General features: G+C 44.1%; 15 protein-coding genes. 9 read left to right on the forward strand and 6 right to left on the reverse strand.

Annotated features, from left to right (window positions below):
• Window positions 1-181: 181 nt before the first annotated feature.
• The 6 genes from ACVBJC_RS07190 (at window position 182) to ACVBJC_RS07215 (ending at window position 7,128) form a co-directional block, all read left to right on the forward strand.
• The gene (locus ACVBJC_RS07190; RefSeq protein WP_447160197.1) at window positions 182-1,357 is read left to right on the forward strand and encodes a phosphoglycerate kinase; all 1,176 of its coding nucleotides are present in this window, start codon (window positions 182-184) and stop codon (window positions 1,355-1,357) included.
• Between the two features lie 312 nt (window positions 1,358-1,669).
• Complete coding sequence (gene fba / locus ACVBJC_RS07195; protein ID WP_447160198.1) at window positions 1,670-2,734, forward strand: class II fructose-bisphosphate aldolase; 1,065 nt, start codon at window positions 1,670-1,672, stop codon at window positions 2,732-2,734.
• Between the two features lie 244 nt (window positions 2,735-2,978).
• The gene (locus ACVBJC_RS07200; RefSeq protein WP_447160199.1) at window positions 2,979-3,719 is read left to right on the forward strand and encodes a DUF481 domain-containing protein; all 741 of its coding nucleotides are present in this window, start codon (window positions 2,979-2,981) and stop codon (window positions 3,717-3,719) included.
• Window positions 3,720-4,046: 327 nt separating this feature from the next.
• Complete coding sequence (locus tag ACVBJC_RS07205; protein ID WP_447160200.1) at window positions 4,047-4,784, forward strand: winged helix-turn-helix domain-containing protein; 738 nt, start codon at window positions 4,047-4,049, stop codon at window positions 4,782-4,784.
• Window positions 4,777-5,304 carry a hypothetical protein gene (locus ACVBJC_RS07210; protein ID WP_447160201.1) on the forward strand — a complete coding sequence of 176 codons (528 nt, stop codon included), beginning with the start codon at window positions 4,777-4,779 and terminating at the stop codon, window positions 5,302-5,304. Before ACVBJC_RS07205 ends, ACVBJC_RS07210 begins: the two co-directional genes overlap by 8 nt.
• 402 nt (window positions 5,305-5,706) lie before the next feature.
• Window positions 5,707-7,128: a hypothetical protein gene (locus ACVBJC_RS07215; protein ID WP_447160202.1), complete on the forward strand. Its 1,422-nt coding sequence runs from the start codon at window positions 5,707-5,709 to the stop codon at window positions 7,126-7,128.
• A 42-nt stretch (window positions 7,129-7,170) separates the two neighbouring features.
• Here ACVBJC_RS07215 and ACVBJC_RS07220 read toward each other — a convergent pair whose 3' ends face one another.
• From ACVBJC_RS07220 to ACVBJC_RS07235, 4 genes are all read right to left on the reverse strand, one after another.
• The gene (locus ACVBJC_RS07220; protein WP_447160203.1) at window positions 7,171-9,390 is read right to left on the reverse strand and encodes a PAS domain-containing protein; all 2,220 of its coding nucleotides are present in this window, start codon (window positions 9,388-9,390) and stop codon (window positions 7,171-7,173) included.
• A 135-nt stretch (window positions 9,391-9,525) separates the two neighbouring features.
• On the reverse strand, window positions 9,526-10,134 hold the full coding sequence (locus tag ACVBJC_RS07225) for a TatD family nuclease-associated radical SAM protein (RefSeq protein WP_447160204.1): 609 nt from the start codon (window positions 10,132-10,134) through the stop codon (window positions 9,526-9,528).
• A gap of 276 nt (window positions 10,135-10,410) precedes the next feature.
• Complete coding sequence (locus tag ACVBJC_RS07230; protein ID WP_447160205.1) at window positions 10,411-13,554, reverse strand: efflux RND transporter permease subunit; 3,144 nt, start codon at window positions 13,552-13,554, stop codon at window positions 10,411-10,413.
• Window positions 13,554-14,783 carry an efflux RND transporter periplasmic adaptor subunit gene (locus ACVBJC_RS07235; protein WP_447160206.1) on the reverse strand — a complete coding sequence of 410 codons (1,230 nt, stop codon included), beginning with the start codon at window positions 14,781-14,783 and terminating at the stop codon, window positions 13,554-13,556. Before ACVBJC_RS07235 ends, ACVBJC_RS07230 begins: the two co-directional genes overlap by 1 nt.
• Window positions 14,784-15,147: 364 nt before the next feature.
• Here ACVBJC_RS07235 and ACVBJC_RS07240 point away from each other — a divergent pair, with 364 nt between their 5' ends.
• Window positions 15,148-15,726: a hypothetical protein gene (locus ACVBJC_RS07240; protein ID WP_447160207.1), complete on the forward strand. Its 579-nt coding sequence runs from the start codon at window positions 15,148-15,150 to the stop codon at window positions 15,724-15,726.
• A 70-nt stretch (window positions 15,727-15,796) separates the two neighbouring features.
• Here the strand turns inward: ACVBJC_RS07240 and srmB are convergent, their stop codons facing one another.
• Both srmB and ACVBJC_RS07250 read right to left on the reverse strand, forming a co-directional pair.
• A complete protein-coding gene (gene srmB, locus ACVBJC_RS07245) occupies window positions 15,797-17,023 on the reverse strand; it encodes an ATP-dependent RNA helicase SrmB (RefSeq protein ID WP_447160208.1) in 1,227 nt (408 codons plus the stop codon).
• Window positions 17,024-17,101: 78 nt separating this feature from the next.
• Window positions 17,102-17,842 carry a tRNA1(Val) (adenine(37)-N6)-methyltransferase gene (locus ACVBJC_RS07250; protein ID WP_447160209.1) on the reverse strand — a complete coding sequence of 247 codons (741 nt, stop codon included), beginning with the start codon at window positions 17,840-17,842 and terminating at the stop codon, window positions 17,102-17,104.
• Window positions 17,843-18,360: 518 nt separating this feature from the next.
• Here ACVBJC_RS07250 and brnQ point away from each other — a divergent pair.
• Both brnQ and xerD read left to right on the forward strand, forming a co-directional pair.
• Window positions 18,361-19,704, forward strand: a complete 1,344-nt coding sequence (gene brnQ, locus ACVBJC_RS07255) for a branched-chain amino acid transport system II carrier protein (RefSeq protein WP_447160210.1) — start codon at window positions 18,361-18,363, stop codon at window positions 19,702-19,704.
• A gap of 530 nt (window positions 19,705-20,234) precedes the next feature.
• A complete protein-coding gene (gene xerD, locus ACVBJC_RS07260; protein ID WP_447160211.1) occupies window positions 20,235-21,137 on the forward strand; it encodes a site-specific tyrosine recombinase XerD in 903 nt (300 codons plus the stop codon).
• The last annotated feature ends 213 nt before the right edge of the window (window positions 21,138-21,350 follow it).

Raw genomic sequence — 21,350 nt, forward strand, 5'->3', positions numbered from 1 at the left:
TAGAACCTAGAACCTAGAACCTAGAACCTAGAACCTAGAACCTAGAACCTAGAACCTAGAACCTAGAACCTAGAACGTTGGTGTTGTGTCCCGGCGGTCTATCGATACCGTTTTATTGAATTTTTGCTCAACTTAAATTTTTTAACTTTAATTTTAACTTAGATAGTAAGGAAGCATGAAAATGGCGATTCTTAATATGAAAGATCTGGACCTTCAAGGTAAGCGTGTGCTTATTCGTGAAGATCTTAACGTACCAGTAAGCAATGGCGTAGTGACAAGTGATGCCCGTCTGCGTGCATCATTGCCAACGATTAAGCTAGCCCTTGAAAAAGGCGCCGCGGTAATGGTGATGTCTCACCTAGGCCGTCCAACTGAAGGCGAGTTCAACGCTGAGTTCTCAATGCAACCTGTGGTTGATTACCTGACAAAGGCGCTAGATTGCCCTGTGCGTCTTGCTAGCGAATACCTAGACGGTATCGAAGTTGCTGTTGGTGAAGTGGTTGTATTTGAAAACGTGCGTTTTAACGTCGGTGAGAAGAAGAACGATGAAGCGCTATCTAAGAAGATGGCGGCACTTTGTGACGTGTACGTGATGGATGCATTTGGTACTGCGCACCGCGCACAAGCATCGACGCATGGTGTTGGTCTACACGCACCAATCGCCTGTGCTGGCCCATTGTTAGCCGGTGAGCTAGAAGCTTTAGGCAAGGCGCTTGATAACCCTGCACGCCCAATGGTGGCCATTGTTGGTGGCTCAAAAGTGTCAACAAAACTGACTGTACTTGAAAGCCTATCGACAAAAGTTGACCAACTTGTTGTTGGTGGCGGTATTGCTAACACTTTCGTTGCTGCTGCGGGTCATCAAGTCGGTAAGTCACTTTATGAAGCAGACTTGATTGAAGAAGCTAAGCGTTTAGTGGCTAATGCCCAAAGCCGTGGTGGCGATATTCCTGTACCTACAGATGTAGTTGTAGCAAGCGAGTTTAGCCCTACAGCGACAGCAACACTGAAAGATGTAAGCGATGTTTCAGACACTGACATGATTTTCGATATCGGTCCAGACAGCGCTGAAGCACTTGCTGAAATCATCAAAAATGCCGGAACTGTGGTTTGGAATGGACCGGTTGGTGTATTTGAGTTTGATCAATTTGGTGAAGGCACTAAGCGTATCGCTCAGGCAATTGCTGAATCTAATGCTTTCTCTATTGCTGGCGGTGGTGACACATTAGCGGCGGTTGATAAGTATGGTATCGAAGATAAAGTGTCTTACATTTCAACGGGTGGCGGTGCATTCCTTGAGTTTTTAGAAGGAAAAGAGCTGCCTGCAGTGGCAATGCTTGAGAGTCGCGGCGCGTAATCGGCTCTATTTATCGGTGATCGACTCAAATTGACTCTAATCGATAAGAAGCAACAAAAAAATTACCAAACTGTTTGTTGGCGGGCTTTAAATCGACATTTGTCGGAGTTACACTAGCCGCCAATAAAACAGTGATAAACGTTGTGTATCCAAGCAGTTTAAAAATCCGATACAGCAAATGATATAAAAATAATAAATAACAGTAACCGTTTTAATGTTAGTCGGTTTGGTACTGGCAACGTTAGAGCATAAAAATCCATCCAAACGATAGCGACCTCGGTGAGGCAACTCACCCTATTATTGGAGTAAAAAATGGCCTTAATTTCCCTACGTCAAATGTTAGATCACGCAGCAGAACACGATTATGGTGTACCTGCATTTAACGTGAATAACCTTGAGCAGATGCGTGCAATTATGCAAGCTGCTGAAGCAACTGATAGCCCTGTCATCGTTCAGGCATCAGCTGGTGCACGTAAGTATGCTCGTCCACAGTTCCTTAAGTACCTAATGGCTGCTGCACTTGAGCAGTATCCAGATATCCCTGTATGTATTCACCAAGACCATGGTACCGACCCTGATATCTGTCAGCGTTCTATCCAGTTAGGTATGTCTTCAGTGATGATGGACGGCTCTTTGATGGCTGATGGTAAGACGCCAGCATCATACGAGTACAACGTTGACGTAACTCGCCGTACAGTAGCCTTTGCTCACGCATGTGGTGTGTCAGTAGAAGGTGAAATCGGTTGTTTAGGTAGCCTAGAAACTGGTGAAGCTGGCGAAGAAGATGGGATTGGCGCTGCTGGGATCCTGACTATGGATCAGATGCTAACAACACCAGAGGAAGCGGCGCGCTTTGTTGCTGACACTCATGTTGATGCACTTGCGATTGCAATTGGTACAAGCCATGGTGCTTACAAGTTTAGCCGTAAGCCTACCGGTGATGTACTGCGAATCGATCGCATCAAAGAGATCCATGCACGTATTCCAAACACTCACCTTGTTATGCACGGTTCATCTTCAGTACCGCAAGAGTGGCTAGAGATCATCAACCAGTATGGTGGTGCTATCCCTGAAACTTACGGCGTACCACTAGAAGAGATCGTCGAAGGCATTAAGCACGGTGTGCGTAAGGTTAACATCGATACTGACTTGCGTTTAGCATCGACTGGCGCAGTACGTAAGTTCCTTGCTGAGAACCCTACTGAATTTGATCCACGTAAATTCTTGAAGGCGTCAATGGAAGCGATGGCTGATATCTGTACTACACGTTACGAAGCCTTTGGTTGTGCTGGAATGGCCTCTAAGATCAAGCCTAAGTCACTTCAAGCTATGTATAAAGCTTACCAGTCTGGCGAACTTGATCCACAAATCAAGTAAGCATTAACGAATAAATTTGATTAAAAATACCTGCCAATGTGCAGGTATTTTTTTGCCTGAAATGTACAACTAAGCCAACTATTTAAGCCCACTATCTAAGTCGCTATCTAAACAGCTAAGTCTATGGTTAGAAATATTCAGTTTGCTATTAGGTGAATGGTGTACTACCCGTTTTCAATTGTTAGAACAAAATGTTAATATTGCGCCGATTTTTAGGGAATATGGTAAACGGAGTACTAATAATATGAAAAAAATGCTTACAGCTTTGGCAGTGGTAATGGCTGCTCCTTTTGCTGCGCACGCAGGTGCTGACTTTGTAGAAGGCGATAAGACTTTCGCAGGTGAAGCTGAGCTGGGTGCGACTTTAACCACGGGTAACACTGAAACGTCTTCAGTGAAAGGTCGCTTGAACATGCTTCAAGAGCTGGGTAACTGGGAAAACCAGTATCTGTTCGAAGGGTTGTACAAGGAAGATACGGGTGATGTTACCGCTGAGCGTTACTATGGCGGTATTCAGGGAGACTACAAGTTCGATGAAAAGAACTACATGTACATCACTGCTAACTACGAAGTTGACCCATTTACGGGTTACGATTATAAAGCTGTCGCTTCGGCGGGTTATGGTCATAAGTTCATCGATAGCAGCGACATGTTCCTCAGTGCCGAAATCGGTCCTGGTTATATTTTTAAGAAGCTCGACGAAGAACAGTCTGCATTATTAGGTTTTGATAATGAAGACAGTGTTATTGCCCATGGTGCGGTTAACTTCACTTATGATATTAGCGAAAGCTCTAAGTTCACGCAGTTATTTGTTGCTGATTATGGCGATAGCTTAGAAGGTCGTTCTGAAACTGCTATTACAGCTAATATTATCGGTGCCTTGGCAATGAAATTTGCCGTTATCGTACGTTATAACGATAAGCCGTTAGATGATAAAGAAAGTACAGATACTGAGACAAACATGACTCTGTTATATGCCTTTTAAAGGCGTTGACAAGCAACTGAACTCGATGCTTTAAATGAGTACTACTGCTTAGTAACTGTAAATATTTGTCAATAAAGGTACCTATCCGGTACCCTTTTTGTTTTTTGTTGGTGATGTTTTGCGCAGCATTTTATTTAAAATATCAGTCATTGCAACCTTTGACTTACTAACGTAACAGGCTGTTACTTGCATTTGTTAAATAACGATAATTTTTATGTGCTAGAACTCACGAAAGCAGCATCAGCTCTGCTTTAGCGTTATTTAATCACGGACTCCGCCGAGGATTCACAGTAAACTGGATACAATTATTAGGTAAGAGTCGTTAACGTGTATATAGGTCCATACCGATTTGATCTCACACTGCAAGAGTTGGTTCATAGCCGCTTAAAGTCAGCGCCCGGGTTCAAGTTATCCAACATTGAGTTTTTGGTATTACATCAATTGATGTCATCAAGAGGCCAAGTTGTATCTACTGAGTTTATGTGCGAAGAATGCTTGCCTACAGTAGTGACCCATCACGACATTGCTACCGCGGTACAAAACATTAAACGTTTTCTTGGTGCAGAACATGCTAGCTGGATTGAAGCGATTAATAAGCAGGGTTATCTATTGCATGTTAAGGCACAAGAAAAGCCGATGTTTAACTGCACTCTCAATTCTATTTCAATTAAAAACTATGTGCTTTGCATCATTCTTGGGATCTTACTGATCATTTTCTTAGCGACTAATCTGCAAACAACATCGGATATTAGCTTGTCGATACCCGATAGAATAAAAATTGCAGGAACCGAGTCGATACTCGTACCTATATATACAAGCGATAAAGATAAAGACAATTTTCACAGTAGAGTTAAGGAGTTGTCGCTGCAGTTGGCGAGCTGTGACAAGCTGAAGTGGCAGCGGGTTTATATTGCGCCGTCGAGTGATGGCAGTCGACTTGAGTTCTTGATGAATAATTTAGCCGATGACGGCCAGGCTTGTAATAATTTAAAAGTGAATAATGTGGCTAATGATTGGCGCTTTATTGATGAAGCATGGCTAAAAGAGGTTGGGTTCTGTGAGTAAAGGATTAAATTGCGGGCCATTTTCAGGCTTCAAAACTACGCCAATTCTAGCAACATTAACCTTTATCTTTGGTTTATGTCTGCTACTTGATCACGCCATTGAGCCTGATGATAATTCAAGCCTGTCTTGTACCTCGGGTTCCTACCGTGTTGGCACCGGTTTTGAAGCGACTCAACGACTCGAAATGACTAACACTCAAAAGGGTATTGATATAGCGTTAAGCTTCTTCAAGGGGGATAAGTTAACCCATAAAGTTATGGCGAACGGGACGGTTACTCCCATTAAGGCGCCTATTCTTACCTATGAAGTTGAATTGGCACAGGGTCAGTATTTACGAGGCTTATTGCAAACTGATTATAGTGAGTCATTACAAGCGGCGATAACGCAAGCACAAGAACACCTTGTTGATGAGCAAAGTAAACCCTTTCAAATAAGGGTGCTAGAGATGAATAAAGCGGCTGGAGTCGTGACGATTCAAATCAATCCTGGTAATCATCTATGGGCTTGTAAACTGGATTAATCACTCTCTTTTTAGGTGAGGTTTGTCTTGCGGCGCGTCTAAAGAGAGCTATCCCTAAGCTGCATTGCTAAAAGAGTTGCCAATAAGACTTGCTAGTCTGGAGGGGAAATAAGAGTTTCCAAGCAGGAGTGGAAATTTTAGTGAGCAATCTTAGCGAGCAATCTTAATGGCTAATTTTAATAAAAAAGCTTAATAGCTAAGCTTAATCACAACAAGTGTCAATATCGGTTAGACTTAACAAGGTCTATGTTACTTATTGAGCATGATTTCTAATACGATTACAGGTCATTGTTAATTGTGATAGCGTTAACACTATCGTGTCGATGCGAGTTGCGTTCCCCATACCAGAAAGTTCAATATTGTCAGTACCGCGTCATTTTCTTCGTTATATAAAAGGTGTATGTGTCTAAAGTCAGAATAAAACAGGAAGAAGCACTGTCGATTAAATTTCTTCACCAGATGGAGGTGGGTGATAGCCGCCGGCTGGACCTGTATTTTTTCCTTCCGAAAGAGATGGGGATTAATCCCCAAAGCCTAAATGAAGAGGAGTATTTCCACTCCTCGATAATTGGTCGTCGCTCCTATTATTCTTCCGGCCTGCACCTGCCGTTAGTGCAAAGCCGCTTTGCCAGCCAAAAGAAACGTACAGTCGAGGAGTTTAGGCTCTACTTGAACTTGTTTGCCTACCAGTTTGCCGTCGCCATTGAGACCGACAGTAAAGAGTTAGCTCAGACTGAAGATTTTGAAAAGTTTTATAGTTCACTCGATGAGTTAAGTGAACAAGTGACGAGCTTGCTTAAGCGTTTTAGACGTAATGAGCCCAGTGATGAAAAGTGGAAGTCCTACTTTGAAAACGCCGATAACTATCTTTCCTGGTTATGTGAGCAACGCTTACTAAAATTGCTCGCTCATGCGCCCAGAACCAGTGATTTTAATGAAATTAACGATAGAGTCGTGGCACTTTGTCGCGCTGAGGCGCTTTATCGTCAAGAGCGTAGCTATAACTCGTCGCAAACAGTTAAAGACCCAAACCGTATCGCCAATAAGATGCTGCTATTAAGACGCCTTATACAACAAGGTGTCGTCCTTAAAGAAGATTTAAAAACCTTAGGTGTCGGGCTTAAGAAAATGACCACGGGTATCGCCACGGGCATGGTGATGCTTGTGGTGTCAGCCTTGATTATTAAAGCTCAAGGCTTCTTTAGCGGATTAACCATCGCCTTAGTGCTGACGCTGGCGGTGATTTACGGTTTTCGTGAAATCTTTAAAGACGATATTCGTAACGCCATGTGGCGAGCTATCCAAAAAGGCCGACCACGTTGGAGCCGGCTCCTAAGTGATACCACCAGTAAAAGTATTGTCGCTAGGCAACTTGTTTGGCTTGAGTTTATGCGTAAAAAAGAACTGCCAGATATGGTGTCGCAGATCCTGACTCAACGACATAGCCAAAACAAAATCGATGCCGAGATTCTTCACTACGGCATCCATACCCGGGTTTCGCAGAAAGACTTCTTAGCAGGATACTCGACTATTCAGGAGCAAGTGAACTTTAGTTTTGCACCTTTTGCCCGCAACTTAGAGCGTGGTAAGGATAGGATCTATAAAGAGCAAGATGGAAAGATCAGTAATGAATCCGTTGAGCGTCGTTATCAAGTAAACCTGATCTTGGCTCTGCGAGATGGTAAACAGGTGCCACAATATGCACGCTATAAAATCACCATGAATCGTTCGGCCATTATTGAGATCACAGAGAGTGATTTACCGTCAGGCGTAACGACCATGGAGGAAGCGCCTTTTAAGGAGGAGCTTAAAGCCCCTGCGTAAGTGAAGGGGCTTTGCATTAACTCAAAAGTGTTAACGCGAAGACTAAATAAGCTGCCTTGTATAAGCCTGGCAGATTTGCTGCTGACCGGTTTGCTTAGCACGCTTTAGCGCGACTTCAGCATTGGCAATCAGTTGCTCAAGGCTTTGCTCTGCTTGATAAGAGGCAATACCGATACAGATCCCTTCACCTAGACCGTTATCATTGAGCTTATTTAAGGTCTCAATGGCAAAATAATGGGCCTGATCGGAGTCGGTATCGGGTAATACAACGATTAACTTGCCTAACTGCCAATGGGACATCTGGTAGCGGTGAGGCAGATCGCGTAACAAATGGATCTCCACTTCTTTTTGGCGAGATTCAATTTGGCCCATATCACTCATATGGCTTAGCATATCCTCGGCACTGATATCTATCATGAGCAGGCTAGAAAAGTCCTTGCAGTGCTGAGTTAAGTTATTGAAGTATCTTTCTAAATCATCTTTGTGGTTAAAGATGGTACTTCGCTTTGGTACTGAATTAAGGCCATCTTTATTTGAGTGCTTAACTATGGCTTGTTCAAAGCTACATTGTATATACTCAAGCTCTCCTGAATTATCTAAATAGCCTTGTAACGTGGCTTGTAAGCAACTGTCTTGTACATGATTCATCATCGCAAAAACCTGTCCTTTCCAGCTACCTTGGATCTGTAGCTGTTGGGAAATTTGAGGCCAGTGATGACTAAACTCTTCACTTAAAAGATGGATAACATTGAGTTTGGTGCTGTCTTCCACTTGCAATAGCGTGTTGAAAGCCGAGTTTGATTTGACCACAACGCCTTTTGCATCGGTGAGTACGCTGGCTGTTGGGCCATTGTGGAGCAAACGATTCAACATCGCCTCTTCTTGGATCTGTTTAAGTTCGCTAATGTCTTCAAAGGTTACCAGCATAAAGCGGCGATTTTCATCCTTACTGACTTCTATGCGCACACTGATTTTCAGCCAAATATGGGGAGTGGTATCTGTATATAGCTCGCTTTGCCAATGCTCTGTTTCATCAACTGTCTTAATAAAATCTAGATATTGGTCATCATTCAAATTGAGAATGCGCTGCAAACTACGATCGGAGAGCTCATCGATAGGCAAGGCAAGTAATTTTGATGCTGAAGAGTTCGCCGTTAACACGCGACCACTATCGTTGGCGATGATACAACCTAGTTCGCTATCAAATAGGCGATTAGTCATATCAATACTGAATTCTCGGGAACGTTGCTCTATACGATATAAGTGAGTTAAGAAAATCACTAAAGAGGCTAATAGTGTGATCAGGACTGACCCGATGATAAGAATATTACGCCATTGAGAAAAGTTAGCTGCGATGTCCGTATTTTTAATATAAGACACCAAAAAGTATTCTCTGCGCGTTTCATATTGCGTGGTTAGCTCTACTTTCAAGTAAACGAAGGTGGCCACATCGCCATGGAACTGACCAAAATTACTCATCGCCATTTTACGCCAAAGGGCCGGGTAAGACTGCTTTAAGCTACCGCCCATGGTTTCGGGGAGCCGAGTCACGCCCGTGCTCTGTTGTGCACCGGCATAAAGCAAACCTTGAGTATCTAGCATCATCAAGGGGGCTTGCTTGCTTGAATAAGCAGGTTTAATACTTTTAAGCATTTTAGACATAGAGTTATAGGTAACAAGGTAGCCACGAATACTCTGATCTGGATTTTCTAGCCAAGCAAATTGATATAGAAAGGGCTCAAGCTGGCCATCAATCGGAGTAAATTCTAATGGCGAGGTGTAGATTTCATTTCCCCCCATATTTCTAGCTCCACCGAGTAACGCGGGGGGCAGGCTTTCATTACCAAAATCGTTGCTGGTGGCAAACTTATGTTGGCCTTGAGGATCGTAAAGGGCAATACCCAATAATTCAGGGACGTTATCGACTAGAATGTCCCAGTTATTAAGCAGCTGTTGCTGATTATCTGAAGAGGGTAAATTCAGGTAATGTTTAAGCAGTTCAGCTTTAGCAAACATCTGCGTTCTAAACTGCTGGAATGACACTTTATCTGAGATTAGTGCGCCAACCGCTTGTAGCTCACTGTAACGTTGGGTTGCCCAGTCTTCCTGCAAACGCCTTTCACCTAAGGTGATAATGATATTAGTCAGAATGATGATCGAAACCAACAGCATACAGAGCTGGCTCGCGGCGGCTAAGATACGTGCTTGAGACCAACGGATCCCTTGAGCACTGATTAATAAAGGTTGTTTGCGGGTTAGCATGTATTGATATTTATTACAGTTATTATGCCTCGCATACTAACATGAATTAACATTTGAGATAATGTTTGTTAATCATGTTGTGCAATGCAAAGCATCAATTTAATTCAGTATTTTCCCCCAGAGTTAAACCGCTATCTAGCCGACGATATCTAACTCTCTTTGCTTAAAGTGAGCGCCTCTGTTTTCCACCAGTTTGCGGCATGCCTCGATATCGACGCCTTCGAGACCATTGATCGCTGACACTTGCACGTCGTTAACAAATTGAGGTGCAAGCTTAATGAAATCAAGCAATGCCCAGTAAGCTCCAGCTAACTTGGGGCGGCAATGTTGCTGGTAAAGTGTTTCGGTATCGGCATTGAGTGAAATCGATAGGCTATCAACACAAGTGGCTAGCTCGGGAAGAATATTGCGTTTATGGAATAGGTTACCGAGTCCATCCGTATTGACGCGCACTTTACCTCCTTGGAGCTTAATTTCTTTAGCGACATCGAGCAAAGTGGTTAGGTTTAGCGTGGGCTCGCCATATCCGCAGAATACATATTCATCAAATTGAGACACATTCCCAAGCTGCGCGATTAATTCGTCGGCTTTGGGTTGGCGGTTAAGATCGAGTTGATACTCATGCACCTGCTTACTACCATTGTGTTTAGGGCAAAACTGACACCTTAAGGTGCAGCGACCGGTAATATTAAGGTAACGGCTATTACGGATATCGTACACAAGTGTGGGCTGGCAAACAGTCATCATCGCGCCTATCTAGAATTGCTATCGGCAAAGGATAATGCTTTAGGCTAATTAAATCTGTTTACTGGATCGAGTTATCTAAACTCAGTATGTGGTCAATTTTAGCTGAGCACGACAGGGCTAATATTTAGCTGTTTATGGCTTATACCGATTGTTATATTGATGGCCTTAGACTGGGTGTATTTGCGTGGTATTTGGCATCCCTTTACGATCTGTTCAGCGCGAAGCAGAGCATTAAAAAGGGAGGCTCAACGCCTCCCTTTTATTAAACATGGGTTATACCGATGCTTGGTCTGACTTTGGCTGCCACCACCAATGGTAGAAGCGGCTTAGGCCGCGCCTAACATCATCTAAGATGATGTAAAGGATCGGCACTAAAATCAGTGTTACCACGGTAGAGAATAAAATACCAAAGGCTAAAGACGCCGCCATCGGGATCACAATCTGCGCCTGTAGGCTTTTCTCTAACAGAATAGGGACTAAGCCAACAAAGGTTGTAAGTGAGGTCAGGATAATCGCTCTAAAGCGATAGCAACCTGAGTCGACAGCCGCTCTCACAATACTGTGGCCCTCGGCGCGCGCACGGTTAACAAAATCGACCAAGATCAATGAGTCGTTTACCACAACCCCTGCTAATGCAACGATGCCACACAAGCTTAAAATGCTCATGTTTAAGCCTAAGATAAAATGACCAAATAGCGCGCCAATCATACCAAATGGGATAACAGACATAATGATCAAAGGTTGGCTGTAAGATTTTAGCGGAATGGCCATTAACGCGTAGATAGTAAACAGTGCGAAGAAGAAACCTTGTAACAGGCTCACTAACGCGCTTTGCTCATCGGCGCTACCGCCATCAAGTGCAGTTGATATATTGGGATACTTAGCCTGCAGTTGCGGCAAGAACTCTTCTTGGATCTCACTGACCACTTTCGATGGTTCAACTTTGTTGGTATCGGCATTGGCATTAATCGTAATTGCACGGCGGCCATCAACACGAGTGATTGATGAATAGGAGTCGCCTAATTGCAGTTCTGCAACCGTTGCAAATGGCACCGCAACACCACTTGGGGTGCGAATGAGCATATTCTCAAGATGCCCCACAGTGCGGCGCTGCTCAAGTGGGTAGCGCACCATCACCTTCACTTCTTCTTTGTTGCGCAAAATACGTTGCGCTTCATAGCCATAAAAGCCATAACGTACCTGGCGAGCAAGGTCTGATAAGGTTAAGCCTAACGCTTCGGCTTCAGGGCGGATTTTGAGCTTAATTTCTTGACTACCTGAGGAGAAATTATCAGCAATATCATAAACACCCTCATAGCTGCGAAGTTTTAGCTTTAGCTCCTCAGATGCTTGCGATAACTGCTCGAGATTACTCGAGGTTAATCTAAAAGAGATATCACCGCCATCATTGGTGCTGGCATTAATGTTAAGCTTTTTGACTGCGATGAGTTCAGGTAACTGTTTACGCCAGGCACTGGCAATCGTCTCGCCATCGACATCGCGATCTTCACCTTTGGTGAGTTCGGCGAACAAGAAGGCTGAAGTGCGAGAACTCATATTGATAAAGCTGTGCTTTACGACTGGGTAGCCAAACTCTTGCTCCATCTCTTCATTCATTGCGTATAAGGCTTCTTCAACCTCTTGCACAACTTTTAAGGTGTTTTCTTCTGAGCTACCTTCGTCCATCTCAAGTTGGACCTGAATGAAATCTGATGGCAGATCCGGGAAGAAAACCCAACGCACTTGTCCGCTAATGACCAAAGCGATAGAAAGGATAAGCACGCCGACAAAAACCGCCACCGTATTGTAGCGCTGCACGATACAACGTTCTAAAAACGGACGGTACATATTGTGAATAAAGTACTGTACCTTATCGTTGAGCCCTGCCTTTAGGCGGCCTAATAAACCTAATTGCTCACGAGGTTTACGCGGTTTCATATGGGCCAGGTGAGCAGGTAATATCAGTTTTGATTCAATGAGGGAAAATATGAGGCATAAAATGACCACCATACCGATGGATTTCCAGATAATCCCTTGCGGGCCAGATACCATTAGCATTGGCATAAACGCGGCAATGGTCGTCAATACACCAAAGGTGGCAGGCATAGCGACTTTATTCGCACCTTTGACTACATTCTCCAACGAGTGACCATGTTTTTCTATTTCACTATAGGCACTCTCACCAATGACAATGGCGTCGTCCACCACGATCCCTAGCACCAGAATAAATGCAAATAGGGTTAACAGGTTGATTGACAGTGAGAAAGGCTCCAGTGGCATAAATAGCATGGCACCAAGGAAGCTAATAGGCAGTCCCATCATCACCCAGAATGCCAGTTTTATTTCTAAAAATAACGCCAAAATGAGGAACACCAATAAAGCACCATAGAACATGTTCGACAGCATCATGTTCAAGCGACCTTTAAGGTAATGGGTCAAATCGCCCCAGGTATCTAACTTAGCCCCGGTTGGTAATGCATCGCGTTTTTGTTCTATGTACTCTTTGACTTGAGCTGAAATATCCAGTGCATTTTGATCATCAACACTTAGCACTTCGATAATGGCAGCAGGATGACCGTTGAAACGAGTGTACTCAAGGCGCTCTTCAAAACTGTCGTTAATGGTCGCGACTTGTGGCAGCATCACGCGGCTTCCATCAGGGCGAGTGCTCACCACAATTTTCGAGAAGTCTTCACCGGTATAGGCTTGCCCTTTAGTGCGCAGTAAGATGTCGCCATCCTTTGCGCGAATAGAGCCACCCGGTAGATCGATAGAGGAGTTTTGTACCGCTTGAGCCACTTGCGAGAACGTCAGACCATATTCTCTGAGCTTATTCTCTGAGAGCTCAATCGCAATTTCGTATTCGCGTACGCCAGTAACCTGAGCGCGGGTGACGGCGGGGAGTGCGGCGACTTCGTCACGAATTGTTTTCGCCAGTTCCTTCATCTCTTGCAGAGACTGATCACCGTAAACTGAAATCCAAATGACGTTGTTTTCTGGCTTTATACGAGAAATATTAGGTTTTTCGATATTAACGGGAAACGTTGAGATGGCATCGATGCGCAGCTTGGCCTCATCTAAAATATCTTGTGGATCGTAGCTGTCTTCGACTTCAATGGTTACCAGGCCGACGCCTTCACTGGCGATAGAGGTGACCTTTTTAATACCATTGATATCTTGAATGGCCTCTTCAATTTTTATATTGATCCCCTCCTCAATTTCTTGAGGGGCGGCGCCAGGATAGGCAACAGAGATCTGTAAATAGTTAAGCTCAAATGATGGGAAAATTTCTTTATTGATAATTAAGGTGCTGAATAAGCCGCCTATGATTAAAATCCACATCAATAGGTTGGATGCCACATTGTTTTTGGCAAACCAGGCAATTAAGCCTTTTTGGTTTTCATTTTCAGTGGTCATTATTGTGCACCTGCATTAGCAAGTTGCTCTTCGCTGTTGTCATTGCTATCGGTATCAGTATCTTGAGTTGAATTAGCCTCTTCACCTAAGACTTTAACCACCTGACCATTTTCAGGATTGGTAAGATTAGTCAGTGATACACGCTCACCGTCGACAAGGCTGTCTTTAATGTAGACATTTTCGAGATCGCTTTTGACAACATTAACGTCTCTGATCTCAATGCTGTTATCGTCAGTGACTATAGTCACTTGATTGTCACGAACCAAATGACGAGGCAGTTTGACGATCCCCTCGACAGTGCGGCCTTTAATGATAGCGGTAACAAAAGTACCATACTTAAGCGGTAACTGACCTTCGCTGCGTTGACCTCGAAGGTAAGGGTCTTTGACTTCAGCGACCAAGTAAACCATGCGGTTTTCAGCATCTATAACGCCTTCGCTGCGAATAATTTGTCCTTGCCAGGTTACGGTCTTACCCGCTAAGTCAGCACTTAAGGTTACGCCTGTATCGGGGTTATCGACGGATTCAAGATAGGCAAGGTCGTTATTTGATAGCGGCAATCTCACCTCGGCAATGCGAGTATCGTAGAGCTCACCTAGGTTTGTGCCTAAAGTGACGTATTGCCCAAGGTCGACGTTACGGCCCTTGATAATGCCATCGAAAGGTGCGCGAATTACGGTGCGCTCTAAGTTACGTTGTGCGCGGGCGAGAGCGGCTTGCTGAAACTTTACGTTAGCTTGTTCTTGCTTTAGTTGCGGTAGACGCAGGCCTAATTCAGGTGGAATGCCACCGTCATAGCCTTTCCAGTCATTCTTAGCCACTTCACCTTTAGCGACCTCTTCTTCTAGCGCCGCTTTTGCTTGAGCGAGTGATGCCTGAGCTTGCATTAAGTCTGCTTCATAATCAGATGGCTCAATAACGGCCAGCTCCTCACCCTTCTTGACTACGCCACCGGCAACAAAGTTATTTGAGATAGACAGCATGCGCCCTTGGACTTCGGTGACCAATTGAGTTTTATATTTAGGGCTCACGATACCGTAAGAGGGGAGGTTTAACGAAACGGTTTGCACCTTAACCTCGGTGACATCAACAATCGGGAGCGGGACCTCATCATCTTTTTGCTCAGGTGCTTCCTTGGTGTTGATCAAGAGCTGAGCCGCAACAACGAAGGCGAAAAGAATAAAGAGAGGTGTCATTCTCCGAAGAATGGTTTTTATTTTAGTTATCATCTGATCCTGCTTTTCCGTGCAAAGACTTCTTCTTATTGCATAAATTACCAGAGTCAGACTTAAGGTGGAATCTTTATTTGTAACAAATTTGTTTCATTTTATGGGTGTCGCTGTAATTGCTTAATAAGGCATCGAGCATCAAACGTGAATACTTGGCGCCATGTCGATCCAATGACTAAAGTTGTGGGTAGCATCATCCAACTCACATTGTATAAGTCAAATTATCTAGCGGTGACTCTAGCAACAACACAAGTTTGCTTAGCTTCTATTTGATGTGAGTGAGGTATTGATAAATAGATACTCAGATACTCAGATACTTAAATATTTAGATCTCAATGAATAGTGAGTCATTATGGTTAACGCAATGAACAACAAATTTAATCCGAGTCATGAAACCCACAAAGAAACGCTGATAAAGTTTCTGGCTTTACTTGTCATTATCGTTGCTTATTTTGGGTATATGAGTTGGAAATATAATGCGTCTACAGGTTTTGCATTAGCAATATTAAGCTGGAGTTTTTTTGTACTGTGCACACCCGTTGCTGATGGTGGGTTTCTCATCGCCTTTCCTGTGCGTTTACTGTTTAAAGTCAAGATGGCAACGACTCAAGTCGTGCTGTGGTTTATTGCTGTAGGGGTCAATGTTTACTTTATTAGCTTTTCTGAAAGTACTTATCAACTGACGTTTCTCACCCGATTACTCGAACATATTCTGACTCAACCTATTCCTTATTGGAGCATCCTCGCAATCAGCGCTGTTGGTACCTTCTTATCGGTTTATTTTGGCGACGAGATGATGGATGTCGTGACGCATAAAGACCGAGTAAAACACCATCAGCATGGCTTTAAATATCGGGTCATTTTGGTTGTCGGTATGGGGGCTGTAACCGTTACGGCGTATTACCATTTATTGCGTAGTTTAGGTGTGCATATACCAGTGTAAAGGGATAAAAAAAAGGGCCACGAAAACGTGTCCCTTTGATGTGAAAGAAGCGCTCTTATCCCTAAGGGAATTACTTCTTCTTTTTCTTTTTGTTCTTCTTACTGAAGTTTTTGCCTACTGGACCCGGCTTTTTCTTTCCAGGCGGTTTCGCTTCTTTGTTCTTTGGACGCAGATCTTTAACGAAACGACGCTTCAGTGGTTGCTCGATATAACGTTCGATTTTACCAACAACACGAATGTCATGGGCTTCAACTAGCGAAATAGCTGTACCTTTAGCGCCAGCGCGACCAGTACGGCCGATACGGTGAACGTAAGTATCTGCTGAGCGTGGCATATCGAAGTTAATAACATGGGTAATATCGTCAACGTCGATACCGCGTGCAGCAACGTCTGTTGCTAGCAAGATATTCACTTCACCTTTGGTGAAACGGCCCAGTGCTTGGAAACGCGCTTTTTGCTCCATATCACCGCGCATAAATGCACAAGTAATCCCTTCTTTTTGTAGCAAGCCTTCAAGGCTAGCGACCGCTTCACGTGTCTTGACGAAGACGATGGTGCGTTGCACATCTTCTTGTTTTAACAGTGCGCACAGCAGGGCAAATTTATGGGCTTTGTCATCGGCTAAGTGGATCCACTGATGAATTTTGGCTTTTTCGCTACGTGGTGCTTCAGCTTCAAGCTTAACGGGATTCGTTAACAGCTGATGCGAGAAACGACCTACGTCACTGCCTTCAAGCGTGGCAGAAAACAGCATGGTTTGCTTACGACCGACCGATTCGATTGCAATGGTTTCAACAACGGCAGAGAAGCCCATATCTAGCATGCGGTCGGCTTCATCAATAATCAGTACTTCTACTTCTTCCGCGTTGAAATGACCTTTGTCTAGGTATTCCATTAAACGGCCAGGAGTGGCGACTAAAATATCAACGTTCTTCTGTAGCGCTTCTTCTTGAGGACCGTAAGGGACACCACCTGTGATGATGACGCTGTCTAAACCTAGGCCTGTAGCAAGGTGGCTGGCATAGCGATGAATTTGGCTAGCAAGCTCACGAGTCGGTGTCAGGATCAATACACGTGCGCGGCCGCCATATCGACGTGGAAAGTCGAGAAGGTGTTGCAACGCAGGCAGAAGAAAGCTTGCAGTCTTGCCAGTACCCGTTGGCGCACGAGCTAAGATATCTCTTTGCTCCATGGCAACTGGGATTGTTTGTTGTTGTATGGTAGTGGGCTTGTTATGACCCATTGCTTTCAGTGACTCTAACAAACGAGGGTCAAGCTGGAGATCTTCAAATTGCATGCGTGGCATCTCAATAAATAATAGCCGGACATTATAAAGCTTATAGCAGAGACTTTAAACGATTAGATCGCCAGATCCTTAAAGCTTTAAATAAAAATCCTGACTCAGCTGACTAAAGGCTTTGCTGTACTGACCATTTTTCTCTCGGATATAAAGCTGCTGTTGAGAAGCCGTCTGTATATCTGTATCGCAATCGATAATATTTTTTGCTGTTAAATCATGGGTAAGCACCAGTATTTGACGATTCGGCGCTTTACCTTCAACGCTCGCTGCTAGCAGTTTGTGGCACAACCTCAAGTTATGCGTCGCCAAAATGGCTTCCAGCAGACTGACTGACTCAGTCGGTAATATGAGGCTAGCTTGCCCCTCGGGCGCTAATAGCTGCTTAATCGCTGCTAATAAAGCCTCAAAACTTAAACTGTCAGTATGGCGCGCCGTCGCTCTCGAAGCGCTACTCGACTGCGGTCCGTTAGCGAAATAGGGCGGATTGCAGATGATATGCTCAAACTGCTTGCTGTGGCCGTTTTGGCAATAGGCCTGGATATCACAACAGATAAGTTCTAAGCGATCTGACCAGGCTGAGGCATTAAAATTGTGCTGACAGTCGAGTGCTGCTTGGTCGTCAAGTTCAATTGCAGTGATTTTAGCTTGGCTGCGCTGAGCGGCCATCAGACTTAATAGGCCACTGCCAGCCCCAATATCCAAAATAGTCTGTGCCTGACTTAAGGGCGCCCAAGCACCAAGTAATACTCCATCGGTACTTACTGGCATACCACAGCGATTGTCATCAATATGAAATTGTTTAAAGGTAAATGGCATTGCAACAGGGTCAGTTTGAACAGTTAACTTAATTGTACGCTAATCAAACCTCTGCGGTAATCTACTAAAAATGATCTGTTGTTAATGTTTTTGGATGTGTTGCGAATTCATGCTGGTAAGTGGTTACTAGCTTTAGAGTGCTTGCTGGGTATTAACGCGAATGTGTCTGCTTGTGGGTGCTAATAGGGTGAATGTAAGTTATGAAAATTAACTGTTAACTCCTTGTTGTTATCTGTATCGAGATTGGGTTTTATTAGGTATGTCAGCTTGTTTATTAGAAGTTACTCTGATAATAGTATGCCCCTCTTTACTCGGTAAAAGCCCAGTTTTAGAGAAGGTAAAACAGTTTTAAAGCAATTTAAGCGATAATATTTCCGCTGCTGTTCATAAACTCGCCATGTATAGGCCGTATTTACCACGGAGCCGTGTAAACTAATCATTACGCATTTTTGTTGTCATCCAAATATGGTGCCTTAGTGGCGTGATGGCATGAAATAGTTAACTAAAATAAAATCTAGATGGGGCATAAAGTGCAAAACAATCAAATGAGTATCGCAGATACGTTAGGGTTAGGTTTCATGACCTTCGCGTTCTTCTTAGGCGCGGGCAACCTAATTTTTCCGCCTTTAGCGGGCTTTATGGCTGGTGAAAATCTCACCCTTGCCATGTTCGGTTTCCTTATTACAGCTGTCGGCCTACCACTGATCACTTTGATTGCTGTCGCTAAAGCAAACGGTAAAATTATGCAGTTGCTGCCTCCCATCGCAGCAACAGCACTCGCCGTGTCGATTTTCATCATTATAGGGCCTGCGTTTGCAGCACCAAGAACCGGCCTAGTTGCTTATGAAGTTGGCTTTAAGCCATTTTTAGAAGATACGTCGGCAACCTTTATGCTTGCAGGCTTAACGTTAAACATCACGCAACTATTCTATACGCTGGCGTTTTTTGGGCTTTCAATGGTGCTGGCACTGTTCCCTGGTAAGCTACTAGATAGTGTTGGTAAAGTATTAACCCCGATCCTTATTTTACTATTAATGGGTCTAGCGGTTTCAGTTATTGTGATCCCAGGTAGCGACATTGGCGCTGCGGTTGGTGAATATCAAAGTAACCCGCTAACGAAAGGGATCTTGGAAGGCTACAACACCATGGATACCTTGGCTTCGTTAATCTTCGGTATGTTGATCATCGACATTCTACGCAAGAAAGGCATTACAGAGCCAAAAGCACAGACTAACTATTTGATTAAAGCGGCCTTGATTGCAGCAAGTGGTTTGGCATTTGTTTATGTATCATTATTCTATCTAGGTGCGACAGCGGGTGACTTAGCTGCCGGTGCTGAAAATGGTGGCGTGATCTTAACTAACTACGTTATCGCTAAATTTGGCGCGAGCGGCATGGTATTGTTGTCATCAGTTGTTACTCTTGCTTGTTTAACAACTTCAGTAGGCCTTATCAGTGCCTGTGGTGAGTACTTTAATGAGTTAGCACCCAAGGTATCTTATCGCCGCTTTGTTGTATTGGTGAGCGTTGTTTGTGCAACCGTTGCTAACGTTGGTTTAGCGCAGTTAATCGACATTAGTGTCCCAGTATTGATGACGGTTTACCCTGTCGCAATTGCATTGGTTGCAGTAACTTTCTTAACTGAACGTTTTGCTTATCCAAAAACCGCGCATCGCCTGGTCGTTAGTGTGGCGCTGTTCTTCGGTATTATTGATGGCTTTAAAGCGGCTAAAGTTGATGTAAGCATTTTTAATTTCATGCCTTTACACAACGAAGGTATGGCATGGTTACTGCCTACAGCTATCGTGATTATTGCTTGTATGTTTGTAAAAAAGCCTGCTGAGCAGCTTGCGGTTAATTAAAGCGAGAAAGCAGATTGTCGAGCGACTGCGTATAGCGCAAAATGGTTCGATGACATAATATTGAGGCGATGTTTCTAAGAAGCATCGCCTTTTTTATGGCAAGAAGGTTTAAAAGAAGGTTCTAGGAAAAGCAGGTTCTAGGAAAAGCAGAGACGGTACAAGCTGAGACGATGCAAGACGGGTAAAGCTGAAAGGCAAAAGACGGAAATGCCACAGCATAATGCTTTTGTAGGTTGGCATTTATGCCGTCATTGATGATGGGTAAAGCCCAACTTACATTAAATACACAATGCCGTCTTTTGACTGTATAGCAGGACGAAGTCCGCTCTAGCCGCGAAGCGTCCTCGCAGCGAGTATGCGAGCGCCCTAGGATCTAGGTCTAGGAGCAAGGAAAAGCTAAGACGGTAGAGCCAGAAAGACAAAAGACGGAAATGCAACGATAATGCGCTTATGCCGTCATCTTTGATGGGCTAAAGCCCAACCTACAATAAAAAACATAATATCGAGTTAGGTTTAAATAGGAATAATAAGTGGCCGATAAGTACACGCCCGATAGTTTAATCGATCTGTTTTTAGACGACATTTGGTCAACCAAAGGGCTTAGCGATAATACCTTAAGCGCTTATCGCACCGACCTGCGCCACCTCGACCGATACTTACAAAAACAGGGCGCAGAGTTACTCACTTGCTCGCAACTTGAGGTGCGAGACTATCTTGCTGAGCGTTTCGATATGGGCTGCGCTAAAACCAGTAGCGCGCGCATGATGAGCAGCCTTAGACGCTTCTATGGTTACCTTATCGTCAAAAAGCGCATCGATACCGATCCTATGGCATTAATAGAGTCGCCTAAACTGGCACGTAAACTGCCGGACTCATTAAGCGAAGAGGATATCGACCGCTTACTGGCTGAGCCCGTTGATGACGATCCAATCGAATGCCGTGATAAAGCGATGCTAGAGCTGTTATACGCCACAGGGCTTCGTGTCTCTGAGTTGGTGGGTTTGACCATGGAGCAGTTAAGTTTACGCCAAGGGCTAGTGCGCATTACCGGTAAAGGTGGCAAGGAACGTTTAGTGCCGCTTGGAGAGCTGGCCGTGACTGAGATTGAGGCCTACCTTAAATTTGCCAGAGCCGAGCTATTAAAAGGCAAGCAAAGCGATGTGTTATTTCCCTCAAAACGGGCGCAGCAGATGACACGGCAAACCTTTTGGCACCGCATCAAGCTATATGCCTTAAGAGCTGGAATTAGTACAGATCTATCGCCACATACCTTAAGACACGCATTTGCTACCCATCTGCTTAATCATGGGGCAGATCTACGTGTGGTGCAGCTACTACTTGGTCATAGCGACTTGTCGACCACGCAAATTTATACCCATGTGGCAACGGCAAGGCTAGCGACGCTTCATAGCGAGCATCACCCAAGGGGCTAGTTTCTGACTTAGTTTCAGGTTTAGTTTCAGGCTTAGTTTTCAGGATTAGTGTTGTAAATTTTTTAAATAGCATGTGCATAAATCTTCGCCGTAACACACTTAAATCAAGGGTTAAGTTCAATCGGATTTAAGCTGAGGCTGAGAGTTGTTGACTGGTTAAATTGTTTCAACAATTCTAAACTTTCCTAAAATATATGATGGGTTTCACGTCTG

This window comes from Shewanella sp. 0m-6, assembly GCF_052977325.1.

Coding starts and splice junctions, on each gene's coding strand:
- ACVBJC_RS07190 (WP_447160197.1), top strand. CDS start 182: ATGGCGATTCTTAATATGAAAGATCTGGACCTTCAAGGTAAGCGTGTG.
- fba (WP_447160198.1), top strand. CDS start 1,670: ATGGCCTTAATTTCCCTACGTCAAATGTTAGATCACGCAGCAGAACAC.
- ACVBJC_RS07200 (WP_447160199.1), top strand. CDS start 2,979: ATGAAAAAAATGCTTACAGCTTTGGCAGTGGTAATGGCTGCTCCTTTT.
- ACVBJC_RS07220 (WP_447160203.1), bottom strand. CDS start 9,390: ATGCTAACCCGCAAACAACCTTTATTAATCAGTGCTCAAGGGATCCGT.
- ACVBJC_RS07225 (WP_447160204.1), bottom strand. CDS start 10,134: ATGACTGTTTGCCAGCCCACACTTGTGTACGATATCCGTAATAGCCGT.
- ACVBJC_RS07230 (WP_447160205.1), bottom strand. CDS start 13,554: ATGACCACTGAAAATGAAAACCAAAAAGGCTTAATTGCCTGGTTTGCC.
- ACVBJC_RS07235 (WP_447160206.1), bottom strand. CDS start 14,783: ATGATAACTAAAATAAAAACCATTCTTCGGAGAATGACACCTCTCTTT.
- ACVBJC_RS07240 (WP_447160207.1), top strand. CDS start 15,148: ATGAACAACAAATTTAATCCGAGTCATGAAACCCACAAAGAAACGCTG.
- srmB (WP_447160208.1), bottom strand. CDS start 17,023: ATGCAATTTGAAGATCTCCAGCTTGACCCTCGTTTGTTAGAGTCACTG.
- ACVBJC_RS07250 (WP_447160209.1), bottom strand. CDS start 17,842: ATGCCATTTACCTTTAAACAATTTCATATTGATGACAATCGCTGTGGT.
- brnQ (WP_447160210.1), top strand. CDS start 18,361: ATGGGGCATAAAGTGCAAAACAATCAAATGAGTATCGCAGATACGTTA.